The sequence below is a fragment of the Pandoraea oxalativorans genome (genome assembly GCF_000972785.3).
Classification (GTDB): Bacteria; Pseudomonadota; Gammaproteobacteria; order Burkholderiales; family Burkholderiaceae; genus Pandoraea; species Pandoraea oxalativorans.
Window position 1 is genome coordinate 187,673 of record NZ_CP011253.3, and the last position, 11,801, is coordinate 199,473.

The window sequence follows — 11,801 nt, forward strand, 5'->3', positions numbered from 1 at the left end:
GAGGGAGGTGCGAGGGCGCTAGCTCTGCATGAGCCGCTTCTCGCGCGCCACGCTCATCAGAATGCCGACCCCGAGGCCAAGCGTCACCAGCGCCGTGCCCCCGTAGCTCATGAACGGCAATGGCACCCCGACCACCGGCAGAATGCCGCTCACCATGCCCATATTCACGAAGGCATAGGTAAAAAAGATCATCGTGACCGCACCGGCGAGCAATCGTCCGAACAGCGTCGCGCCGCTCGCCGCGATCATCAGGCCGCGCGCGACCAGCAGCAGATACAGCACGATCAGCACACCCTCGCCGATCAGGCCGAATTCTTCCGCGAACACCGCGAAGATGAAGTCGGTGTGCTTCTCGGGAATGAATTCGAGGTGCGCCTGCGTGCCCTTGAGCCAGCCCTTGCCGGTCGTGCCGCCGGAGCCGATGGCGATGACCGACTGAATCGTATGGAAGCCCTTGCCGAGCGGGTCGGACGTCGGGTCCAGCAGCGTGCACACGCGGTGCTTCTGGTAATCATGGAGGATGTGCCATTCGACATCCGGCTGACAGATTTTGTCTTCCAGCGCGAGGATCGTGCCGATGCCGACGACACCGGCAATGAGCACCGGCAGAATCAGCTTCCACGACAATCCCGCCAGATAGATGACGTACAGACCCGCCGCCGCCACGAGCAGCCCCGTGCCGAGGTCGGGCTGCTTCGCGATCAACCCGACAGGCACGCCAAGCAGTGCGATAGCTGCCAGATAGTCGAACCAGCGGATATTGCCTTCGCGCTTCTGGAAGTACCAGGCCAGCATGAGCGGCATGGCGATCTTCATGATTTCGGACGGCTGAATCACCATGCCGACGTTCAGCCAGCGCTTCGCGCCCTTCTTCGTCAGACCGAACATCGCCACCGCAATGAGCAGCGCCACCCCTGCGGTGTAGAGCGGCACGGCGAACTTCATGAGGGTCTGGGTGGGGAGCATTGCCAGCACCCACATCAGGATGAAGGTCAGCACGATGTTGCGGATCTGGTCTTCGACGCGGCCGGGTACGTCGATGCTGGCGCTGTAGAGCGTGACCAGTCCGACGCAGAGCAGCAGGAAGACGATCAGCGCAAGCGGCTTGTCGAAGGCGGCGAACAGGCGCTTGACCTGTTCTTTCCACGTATGTTTGTCGAGCGCCATCATGGCGTTCCTCCTTGCCCACGCTGTGCGCGGATCGCGGCGCGGTGGCGCGCTTCGTCGGCGACGGTCGGGCTTACGGCGGGCTTTTGCTGAGGGGGGGGCGGCGTCTGAGGTGTCGCAGGTGCTGCTGCCGGGGCCGACGCCTTGCCGCCTGCGGCGCGCGAGAGGACGTTGGCGGCGTTGGCGGCGGCGGCACCCGAAGCGCCCGGCGCAACACGCGACACGGTCGTCGTGGCGGCGCCCGCGCGGTCGAGCTCGGCGGCGCTGGCCGGCGGTGCATCCGGCGTGGCGGAGACCGCCGACACGGCACCCGCGCCGGACGCGGCGGCTTGCAGCGCAGCGGCTTCGGCTGCGCGCTCCTTCGGTTCGTCGATGAGGTAGTAGTCGAGCAGGCGTCGTGCCACCGGACCGGCCTGCGCGCCACCCCAACCGGCGTTCTCGACGATCAGCGCAATGGCGATCTTCGGATCTTCTGCCGGGGCGAAGGCGATGAACAGCGCGTGGTCGCGCTTGAACTCGGGGATCGCGTTGTGGTTGTACTTCTCGTTCTTGCCGAGCGAGTACACCTGCGCCGTGCCCGTCTTGCCGCCCGCATCGTACGGTGCACCGGCGAACGCCTGACGTCCCGTGCCTTCCTTGATCACGCCGACCATCGCCCGTTTGACGAAGTCGACGTCCGCCTGCTTGTACGGCAGACGTGCGCTTTCATGCGGCACGGTCAGCTGGCGCGCATGCGAGACCGGATCTTCGACGGCCTTCACGAGGTGAGGCTTCATCACCACGCCGTTGTTCGCCAGCGTGGCCGTGGCGTGCGCGAGTTGCAGGATCGTGAACGAGTTGTAGCCCTGTCCGATGCCCAGACTGATCGTCTCACCGTCGTACCACTTCTGCTGCGCCGGTTTCTTGTATGCCTTGCGCTTCCATTCGGTCGACGGCAGGATGCCGCGCGCTTCGCCTTCGATGTCGATGCCCGTCAATTGGCCGAAGCCGAGCGGCGCCATGAAGTCGTGAATGGCGTTCACGCCCAGATCGTGCGCGAGCATGTAGTAATACGTGTCGTTCGAGACCACGATCGATCGGTACATGTCGATCCAGCCCTGACCGTTGCGCACGTCGTTGCGGAACGTGTGGTTGCCCAGCGTGAACGAGCCAGTGTCCTGGAACCCCCAGTTCGTTGTGCGCTTGCCCAGTTCGAGCGCAGCGAGCGCCATGAACGGCTTGTACGTCGAGCCGATCGGATAGGTGCCGCGCAACGGCCGGTTGAGCAGCGGCCGGTCGGCCGAGGTGTTCAGGGCGTCCCAGTTCTGCTGATCGATGCCTTCGACGAACAGATTCGGGTCGAAGCTCGGCGCGGACACGAACGCGAGCACGTCGCCGGTCTGCGGTTCGATGGCGACCACCGCGCCGCGACGTCCGGCGAAGGCCTGTTCGGCGACCTGCTGAAGCTTGATGTCGATGGACAGCACGAGGTTGTCGCCTGGCGTGGCCGGGGTGCGCGAGATCGTGCGCACCGGACGGCCCCCGGCGGTCACTTCGATTTCCTCGAAACCGGTGATGCCGTGGAGCTGCGTCTCGTAGCTTTGCTCGACGCCGATCTTGCCGATGTAGTCGGTGCCCTTGTAGTTGTTGACGTCGCGGCGGATGTCGTACTTGGCGCTATCGCTGTCGTTCTCTTCGCTCATCGCGTCGATACGCTGACGGTCGCGCTGCGAAATCCGGCCGATGTAGCCGATCACGTGCGCCGCCGTCTCGCCGAGCGGGTATTGACGGAACAGACGCGCGTGCACGTCCACGCCGGGAAAGCGGAAACGCTGGGCGGTGAAGCGGGCGACTTCCTCGTCGGTCAGCCGCGTGCGAATCGGCAGACTCTCGAAGCTCTTGCTGTCGTCCATCAGCTTCTTGAAGCGAGCGCGGTCACGCGGCGTAATCTCGATCACGTCCGACAGGTCGGTAACGAGGTCTTCGAGCGGACGGCCGATCTTCGACGGCGTGATTTCCAGCGTGTAGGCAGAGTAGTTGCGCGCCAGAACCACGCCATTGCGATCCATGATCACGCCACGGTTGGGCACGATGGGCGCGAGCGAGACGCGGTTTTCGTCGGCTTGCAGGGCGTACTGGTTGTGACGGAAAACTTGCAGATAGACGAAACGCACCGCGAGCAGGCTGAAGCAGATCAGCACGAAAAACGCGGCCGCCGTTACCCGCAGGTGAAACGTCTGCAGTTGTTGCTGGGGATTCTTGAACTCGGTCATGCTGGCTGGGCGGGGCTCGTAGGTGCGATCTGAGGGCGGCGAGGCCCGTCAGATCGGACGCGTATCGTCGCGGTCGACGGCGCGTTTCTGCGGCGCGAGCAGCAAGATACTGATCACCGGCCAGAGCACAGCTTCCACGAAGCTGGCCGCGAGCGGCCACCAGCCCGGAAATGCTGCGCCGGTCGCCAGACGGATGATGAACGGCACCACGTGCGCGAGCAGCAGCAACGGCAGCACCGTGAGCGCCTGACCGAGCAGCGTGAAGAACAGAACGCGGCGGTGAATCATGATCGCACCGTACGACAGCAGCGTGTAGGCGAGCGCATGCTCACCCAGCAGCCCGGCGTTGTGCACGTCCATGAGCAACCCGACGAGAAACGCCACGCCCATGCCGACTTTGCGCGGCTGGTGGATGTTCCAGAACATCAGCACCAGCGCGACGAAGTCGGGCATGGCGGGGGCGTGCCCCCACGGCATCAGGTTGACCAGAAACGCCACCACGAGACTGAGCGTGATGAAGTACGGATTGACCGGCAGCAGGATGTATTGCGGTCGTGGCATGTGAATTCCTCAATGACCCTTGCGGGCGCCCGGCGCGAGCTTCGGATCGGCGCGCGTGCCGCCCTTCGGCGCGGGTTTCGCGCCACTGGCCGACGGATCGGAGGCGCGTGCGAGATCGGCCGCGGCGTCCGGATGCAGCGCCAGCGGCGTGGTGTATTGCAGGACCAGCACCTGACGCTGGCTGCGCAGATTGGCCACGGGCTGACACAGAATGCGCGCGAACGCCGTGTCGGAGACCCGGTCGACCTTCGTGATGCGTGCGACCGGCAGACCGGCGGGGTACACGCCGTCCAGGCCGCTGGTGGCGATTTCGTCGCCGACCTTCACGTCGGCCGACAGCGGAATGAAGCGCAGATCGAGCACGTCGCCGCGCAGGCCGCCGTAAATCACACTGTGCACACCGCTGCGCGTGACCTGCACCGGCACGGCCTGTTCCTTGTCGGTGAGCAGCGTCACTTCGCTCTGCATCAGAAACACGCGCGAGACCTGACCGAGCAGGCCTTGCTCGGTGACGACCGGCGCGCCCAGCTTGACGCCGTGCTTCGTGCCGCGATCGATGACCACGCGTTGCGTGAACGGATCGCGCGTGTCGTATTCGATTTCTGCCGGAATGCTCGGCACGGGCAGACGCTCGCGCAGGGCCAGCATCTGACGCAGATGTTCGTTCTCGGCCACCAGCTGGTTATTGCGCTGGGCCTGCACGGAGAGTTCGAGATTGCGCGCGCGCAGCGTGCCGTTTTCGGTGGTGAGCTGCGATTCGGTCGAGAAGAAACCCGCTATGCCGAGAATGGCGTCGCGCGGCAACAGCATCACGCGTTGCACAGGGTAGAGGGCGGTGCCGACGACGCTTCGCACCCGCTCCAGCGTGTTGTAGTGCGAGTCGACCACGAGCAGGCCGATGGCGAGCGCGACGAAACAGATCAGCCGGGCCAACGCCGACGGTCCCTGTTTGAACAGTGGCGGCGGACTGTACTGCATGGTGGGCCCTTCAGGGAAGCACGCGCAGCGAGACGCTGCGGTGCGCGAGTGGTGTCAGTCGGGCGCGACGAAGTGGCGTGACAAGCGGCGTGACGCCTGACTCCGTGCGCGAGATCTTGCTGCGCGGTCTGTCGTGCCGGGCGAGGTGTGCAAGGCAATGCCCCACCGCGCCGGACGACGAACCACGCACGTTGGCTTACTCGTAGGAGAAGATGCTGCCGAGCTTGTCCATGCGCTCAAGCGCCATGCCCGAGCCACGCACCACGCAGGTGAGCGGGTCTTCGGCGACGAGCACGGGCAGGCCGGTTTCTTCGGCGAGCAGGCGGTCCAGATCGCGCAGCAGTGCGCCGCCGCCCGTGAGCATCATGCCGCGCTCGGCGATGTCGGCGCCCAGTTCCGGCGGCGTCTGTTCCAGTGCGATCTTCACCGACGACACGATCTGGTTGAGCGGGTCGGTCAGGGCTTCGAGGATTTCGTTGCTGGAGATGGTGAAGGCGCGCGGAATCCCTTCCGAGAGGTTGCGGCCCTTGACTTCCATTTCCTTGACTTCCGAACCCGGGAAGGCCGAGCCGATTTCCTTCTTGATCGCTTCGGCGGTCTGTTCGCCGATCAGCATGCCGTAGTTGCGGCGGATGTAGTTGACGATGGCTTCGTCGAACTTGTCGCCACCGACGCGCACCGAGCCCTTATAGACGATACCGCCCAGCGAGATCACGCCCACTTCGGTCGTGCCGCCGCCGATGTCGACAACCATCGAGCCCGTGGCTTCCGAGACCGGCAGGCCGGCGCCGATGGCAGCGGCCATCGGCTCTTCGATCAGGTACACCTGCGAGGCGCCGGCGCCGTGCGCGGCTTCCTTGATGGCGCGGCGCTCGACCTGGGTCGAACCGCACGGCACGCAGATGATGATGCGCGGCGACGGCGAGAACAGACGCGACTCGTGAGCCATCTTGATGAACTGCTTGATCATCTGCTCGGTCACGGTGAAGTCGGCGATCACGCCGTCCTTCATCGGGCGGATCGCCTCGATGTTGCCCGGCACCTTGCCGAGCATCTGTTTGGCTTCTTTACCGACGGCCTGAATCGTCTTCTTGCCGCTCGGGCCGCCTTCCTGACGAATGGCGACCACCGAAGGTTCGTCGAGAACGACGCCCTTGCCGCGCATATAGATCAGGGTATTGGCCGTGCCCAGGTCAATGGCCAGGTCGTTGGAGAAATAGCTGCGAAGAAAACCGAACATGCAAAATCCTGTGTTTGCGTGAGGCCGCCCAATGCGTTGACTGGGACGGCTGCCTGTCGTCTGGGTTCCGGCCTGTTCGCAAAAAAATCGCCAGGCGCCACGCGGCGGCTCGCGAAACGTGCGGACAAACCGAGGAATGCGGTACCGGGCAGGAGGCGGGGCTGCCGTTAAAAAATCCGTCGCGTCAGGGTCTTCCACTGGACTGCGCGATCGTCTGTCGCGCCCCCCGGACTGGCCGTGGCCCACCTGCGCGACAGCGGCGGAGGGTGCAAAAACACGCTCCGACGCAAATTTAATGCGCAATGATACCTTATAATTTCGCAGGTTTTGCAGGAAAAACGAGCACGTTGACGCCACATTCGACCCCCGGAGCAAACTCGCCGGGAGCCTCGCGGCGCGGCGTGTCCGACGTCCTGCGCAGTGCAGTGCACGGAGTAAAACGGCAGACGGGCGCGACCTCGTCCGCAGATTCTTCGCATTCTGTCCCTAATTTTGGCGGCAGGCGTGCATTCGGCTGCTCTCCAATGCGCATTTTTTTGGGATTTCTTCATGGCTTTGAATCTCTCAGACGTCAAACGCATCGCTCATCTCGCGCGTCTCGAGCTGGCCGATGACGAGGCGGCTCACATGGAAAAGGAGCTCAACGGCTTCTTCGCGCTCGTCGAACAGATGCAGTCGGTCGATACGACGGGCGTCGCACCGCTCGCGCATCCCATCGAACAAATTCAGGAAGTCGCTCAGCGTCTGCGCACCGATGCGGTGACGGAGCTGGTCGATCGTGAGGCGAATCAGCGTCCGGCCCCTGCTGTGCAGGACGGCCTCTATCTGGTGCCGAAGGTCATCGAGTGAGTCCTGCGCGAGACGCGAACGGTGTCCGATAAGACATACGCGTCTCATACACCAGGGGCCTCATGCCTTCCGCCTTCATGCGCTACCCAGTCAAGCCGCCATCATGGAACAAGATCTGATTCATTTGCAGGATTTGCGCGCCGCGCTCGACGCCAAGCGCGTCTCGAGCGTCGAGCTGACGCAGCACTATCTGGACCGCATCGCCGGTGCCGCCGATCTGAACGCCTTCGTACACGTGAACGCCGAAGCCAGCCTCACGCAGGCACGCGCGGCCGATGCCCGCATCGCGGCCGGTGACGGCGCGAATCAGCCGCTGCTGGGCATTCCCGTCGCGCACAAGGACGTGTTCGTCACGCGCGGCTGGCACAGCACCGCCGGTTCGCGCATGCTCAAGGGCTACGACAGCCCGTACGACGCGGCCGTCGTCGAGCGCCTCTCGAGCGCAGGCATGGTCACGCTCGGCAAGACCAATATGGACGAGTTCGCCATGGGCTCGTCGAACGAAAACTCCTACTACGGTCCGGTCAAGAACCCGTGGGACAAGCTCGCCGTGCCGGGCGGTTCGTCGGGTGGCTCGGCAGCGGCGGTCGCTGCGCGCCTCGCACCGGCCGCCACCGGCACCGACACCGGTGGCTCGATTCGTCAGCCGGCCGCGTTCTGCGGCGTGACCGGCATCAAGCCGACGTACGGCCGCGTGTCGCGCTACGGCATGATCGCGTTCGCTTCGTCGCTCGATCAGGGCGGCCCGTTCGGTCACAGCGCGGCGGATTGCGCGTGGCTACTCAACGGCATGGCGGGCTTCGACGCCCGCGATTCGACCAGTCTCGAACGTGCAGACGAAGACTTCGCGCGCGGTCTGGGCAAGCCGCTGGACGGCGCAACGGCGGACAAGCCACTGGCTGGCCTGCGCATCGGTCTGCCTGCCGAGTACTTCGGTGACGGTCTGGATGCCGACGTGCGCGAGTCCATTGACAATGCGCTCGCCGAGTTCGAAAAGCTGGGCGCCGTGCGCGTGCCGGTGTCGCTGCCGAAAACGGAACTCTCGATCCCCGTGTACTACGTGCTTGCCCCGGCAGAAGCGTCGTCGAACCTGTCGCGTTTCGACGGCGTGCGCTTCGGCCACCGCGCGGCCGAGTACCGCGATCTGCTCGACATGTACAAGAAGTCGCGTGCCGAAGGCTTCGGCACCGAGGTCAAGCGCCGTATTCTGGTGGGCACGTACGTCCTCTCGCACGGCTACTACGACGCCTACTATCTGCAAGCGCAGAAGATCCGCCGTCTGATCGCGCAGGACTTCCAGAACGCGTTCGCGCAGTGCGACGTGATCATGGGCCCGGTCGCGCCGTCCGTGGCGTGGAACCTCGGTGAGAAGAGCGCCGACCCGGTGCAGATGTATCTGGCCGACATCTACACGCTGTCGGTGAGTCTGGCCGGTCTGCCGGGCATGAGCCTGCCGGTCGGCCCGGGACGCAACGCGCGCCCGGTCGGTCTGCAAATGATCGGCAACTACTTCGACGAGGCCCGCCTGCTGCAAGTGGCCGACGCGTTCCAGCGTGCGACCGACTGGCACAAGCGCGCACCGGCGGGCGTCTGATCATGAGCCGCCAGTGCATGCAACGCGACATGACGGTTCCCGCGTCGGCCAGCGCACGCACGGCGTCGCTGCTCTGCCGGGCCGTGATGCTCGCCGGTATGGTGCTCACGCTCGCGTCGTGCTCACTGCCGTTCTCGCGCCCGACGCCCATCGCCTATCGCGAAGTCAACCTTTCGGGTTACTGCTCGCAGACCGACGAAGACGGGTTTCGCGAACAGGCGACGCTCAAGGTGCAGGGCAACGCGGTGCAGGCGCTGGACTGGCGTCTGTGGGTGGGTAGCCGTGGCAGTTGTCACTTCGATCTGGCGAACTTTCACCAGACGCGGTGGAAACCGAGCATCGAGCTGCGCGCGAACAGCGGCAGTTGCAAGCTGCTCATCTGGCAGGATCCGGGCAACGTGACGATCGGTCACGCGAACTGCGAGGCGTATTGCACGGGCGATGTCTACGACAACGCATGGCCGGTGAGCTTCGATCCGCAGTCGGGCATGTGCGCACGCGACACGCGCAGATAAGTTCGGGTCAGCGCTGGCAGGAATCGGCGACGCGGGCGACGTCGGCGATATCGACGAACAGGAACAGGCCGCTCCGTCCCCTCAGCGAGATCTGAGAGACGGGCGGCAGCAAAGGCAGGGCGACATGCGCCGTGCCGACAAGTTGAGACAAGGGTGAACCTTATGCAATGGGAAGTCGTTATTGGTCTGGAGACGCACACGCAGCTCTCCACCGCTTCCAAGATTTTCTCGGGCGCATCGACGCAGTTCGGCGCGGCCCCTAATACGCAGGCATGCCCTGTGGATCTGGCGCTGCCGGGCGTGCTGCCGGTGCTCAATCGCGGCGCGGTCGAGCGTGCGATCGAGTTCGGTCTGGCCATCGGGGCGACGATTGCGCCGCGCAGCATCTTCGCGCGCAAGAATTACTTCTACCCCGATCTGCCCAAGGGCTATCAGATCAGCCAGTACGAAATCCCGGTGGTGCAGGGCGGATCGATGAAGATTCAGGTCGAAGCCGACCCGCGCACCGGCCGCGAAGCGTATGAGAAGGTCGTCACGCTCACACGCGCTCACCTTGAGGAAGACGCGGGCAAGTCGCTGCACGAAGACTTCGCAGGCATGACCGGTATCGACCTGAATCGTGCAGGCACGCCGCTGCTCGAAATCGTGACGGAGCCGGAAATGCGCAGCGCGGCCGAAGCCGTGGCGTACGCCAAGGCGCTGCACGGTCTGGTGGTGTGGCTCGGCATCTGCGACGGCAACATGCAGGAAGGTTCGTTCCGTTGCGACGCCAACGTGTCCGTGCGCCCGGTCGGTCAGAAAGAATTCGGCACGCGCGCCGAAATCAAGAACCTGAACTCGTTCCGCTTCCTCGAAGAGGCGATTCAGTACGAAGTGCGTCGTCAGATCGAACTGATCGAAGACGGCGGCACGGTGGTGCAGGAAACGCGTCTGTACGATCCGGACAAGAAGGAAACGCGTTCGATGCGCAGCAAGGAAGACGCGCACGATTACCGCTACTTCCCCGACCCGGACCTGATGCCGCTCGTGATCGACAGCGAATGGGTCGAACGTGTGCGTGCTTCGTTGCCGGAACTGCCCGCCGGAATGCAGGCGCGCTTCGTCCAGGCGTACGGTCTGTCGGACTACGACGCTGCTGTGCTCACGCAATCGAAGGCGCAGGCCGCGTACTTCGAAGCGGTGGTCGCCAAGGCGGGCAAGGCGAGCGCCAAGCCTGCCGCCAACTGGATCATGGGCGAACTGTCGTCGCTGCTGAACCGCGAAGACATCGGTATCGACGCCAGCCCGGTGTCCAGCGCACAACTCGCCGGTTTGCTCGCCCGTATCGCCGACAACACGATCTCCAACAAGATCGCCAAGGAAGTCTTCCAACTGATGTGGCAAGAGCGCGCGACCGACGAAGGGGCCGCCGAGCGCATCATCGAAGCGAAGGGCCTCAAGCAGATCACCGACACGGGCGCGATCGAGAAGATCATCGACGAAGTGCTGGCGGCCAATGCCAAGTCCGTCGAGGAATTCCGCGCGGGCAAGGAGAAGGCGTTCAACGCGCTGGTCGGTCAGGCGATGAAGGCCACCAAGGGCAAGGCGAACCCGGCGCAGGTCAACGAGCTGCTCAAGAAGAAGCTCGGCGCTTAAGTCGTCGGCTCAGCAGGAAAGCACGTCGACGAACCGATGAGGCTTTGCCGGTAGCCTACGCCGCCAGTGGCAAGGCCCGACACGGTACGCAAGGGAGGGCGCGGTAGCCGGATCGGCACCGCGCCTTTTTTTGCGCCCCCCGCAATTTGCGCCATACTGCCCACTAACTTTTCACGCAGGAGTGGGCGATGTTCGAGAAATACCGCGTACCGTTCGGCAAGAAGCTGGACCTCTCAAGCTTCGACCCTGCCGACAAGCCGTTCTCCGGCGACAACAAGGACGACGACAAGACGCGTCTGGCCGAACTGGCGCTCAAGCTCGACGAATTGCAGACGATCCTGCACGCCAACAGCAAACATCGTGTCCTGCTGGTGCTTCAGGGCATGGACACCAGCGGCAAGGACGGCACCATTCGCGCCGTGTTCCAGAACGTCGACCCATTAGGTATCCGCGTGGCCAACTTCAAATCGCCCACACCCATCGAACTGGCGCGCGACTTCCTCTGGCGCGTGCACATGGTGGTACCGGCGGCAGGCGAGCTGGCGATCTTCAATCGCAGTCATTACGAAGACGTGCTCATCACGCGCGTGCACGACTGGATCGATGCGGACGAATGCAAGCGCCGCTACACGCACATCAACAACTTCGAGCAACTGCTCGTCGACAACGACACCCACATCGTCAAGTGCTTCCTGCATATCTCGTCGGAGGAGCAGCGCAAGCGGCTTCAGGAGCGCATCGACGATCCGAACAAGCACTGGAAATTCGAGTTGGGCGACCTCAAGGAACGCGCCTTCTGGCCGCAATACACAAAGGCCTACGAGGCGGCTTTATCGGCGACCTCGACGGAACACGCACCGTGGTATATCGTCCCTTCCGACTCAAAACGTCACCGTAATCTGATGGTGGCAGAGTTGCTGGTGCACGCGCTGAGCGAGCTGAAGCTGACGTATCCGCCTGCCAGACCCGAGTTGACGGGCATGCAGGTGGAGTAGTGAGGAAATGCGGCA

General features: G+C 64.0%; 11 protein-coding genes. 5 read left to right on the top strand and 6 right to left on the bottom strand.

Going from position 1 to position 11,801, the window contains the following annotated elements; genetic code table 11:
* Positions 1-18 precede the first annotated feature (18 nt).
* The 5 genes from rodA to MB84_RS00840 form a co-directional block, all read right to left on the bottom strand.
* Positions 19-1,167 (bottom strand): rod shape-determining protein RodA, encoded by a 1,149-nt coding sequence (gene rodA / locus MB84_RS00820; RefSeq protein WP_046293266.1) that lies wholly within the window; start codon positions 1,165-1,167, stop codon positions 19-21.
* Positions 1,167-3,419: a penicillin-binding protein 2 gene (mrdA, locus tag MB84_RS00825; protein ID WP_157122603.1), complete on the bottom strand. Its 2,253-nt coding sequence runs from the start codon at positions 3,417-3,419 to the stop codon at positions 1,167-1,169. Before mrdA ends, rodA begins: the two co-directional genes overlap by 1 nt.
* Before the next feature lie 48 nt (positions 3,420-3,467).
* Positions 3,468-3,980 (bottom strand): rod shape-determining protein MreD, encoded by a 513-nt coding sequence (mreD, locus tag MB84_RS00830; protein ID WP_046290384.1) that lies wholly within the window; start codon positions 3,978-3,980, stop codon positions 3,468-3,470.
* Positions 3,981-3,989: 9 nt separating this feature from the next.
* Positions 3,990-4,958 carry a rod shape-determining protein MreC gene (mreC, locus tag MB84_RS00835; protein ID WP_046290385.1) on the bottom strand — a complete coding sequence of 323 codons (969 nt, stop codon included), beginning with the start codon at positions 4,956-4,958 and terminating at the stop codon, positions 3,990-3,992.
* A 196-nt stretch (positions 4,959-5,154) separates the two neighbouring features.
* Entirely contained in the window at positions 5,155-6,198 is a 1,044-nt protein-coding gene (locus MB84_RS00840) for a rod shape-determining protein (protein ID WP_010805637.1), read from the bottom strand.
* A gap of 549 nt (positions 6,199-6,747) precedes the next feature.
* Here MB84_RS00840 and gatC point away from each other — a divergent pair.
* The 3 genes from gatC (at position 6,748) to MB84_RS00855 (ending at position 9,156) form a co-directional block, all read left to right on the top strand.
* Positions 6,748-7,047: an Asp-tRNA(Asn)/Glu-tRNA(Gln) amidotransferase subunit GatC gene (gene gatC / locus MB84_RS00845; protein ID WP_039394713.1), complete on the top strand. Its 300-nt coding sequence runs from the start codon at positions 6,748-6,750 to the stop codon at positions 7,045-7,047.
* A gap of 103 nt (positions 7,048-7,150) precedes the next feature.
* The gene (gene gatA / locus MB84_RS00850) at positions 7,151-8,641 is read left to right on the top strand and encodes an Asp-tRNA(Asn)/Glu-tRNA(Gln) amidotransferase subunit GatA (RefSeq protein WP_157122604.1); all 1,491 of its coding nucleotides are present in this window, start codon (positions 7,151-7,153) and stop codon (positions 8,639-8,641) included.
* 86 nt (positions 8,642-8,727) lie between these two features.
* Positions 8,728-9,156 (top strand): hypothetical protein, encoded by a 429-nt coding sequence (locus tag MB84_RS00855; RefSeq protein WP_046293269.1) that lies wholly within the window; start codon positions 8,728-8,730, stop codon positions 9,154-9,156.
* A gap of 7 nt (positions 9,157-9,163) precedes the next feature.
* Here MB84_RS00855 and MB84_RS29730 read toward each other — a convergent pair whose 3' ends face one another.
* A complete protein-coding gene (locus MB84_RS29730) occupies positions 9,164-9,307 on the bottom strand; it encodes a hypothetical protein (protein ID WP_157122605.1) in 144 nt (47 codons plus the stop codon).
* Positions 9,308-9,318: 11 nt separating this feature from the next.
* Here MB84_RS29730 and gatB point away from each other — a divergent pair, with 11 nt between their 5' ends.
* Positions 9,319-10,791 (top strand): Asp-tRNA(Asn)/Glu-tRNA(Gln) amidotransferase subunit GatB, encoded by a 1,473-nt coding sequence (gene gatB / locus MB84_RS00860; RefSeq protein WP_046290386.1) that lies wholly within the window; start codon positions 9,319-9,321, stop codon positions 10,789-10,791.
* A gap of 188 nt (positions 10,792-10,979) precedes the next feature.
* On the top strand, positions 10,980-11,786 hold the full coding sequence (locus tag MB84_RS00865; protein WP_046290387.1) for a polyphosphate kinase 2 family protein: 807 nt from the start codon (positions 10,980-10,982) through the stop codon (positions 11,784-11,786).
* Positions 11,787-11,801: the final 15 nt, after the last annotated feature.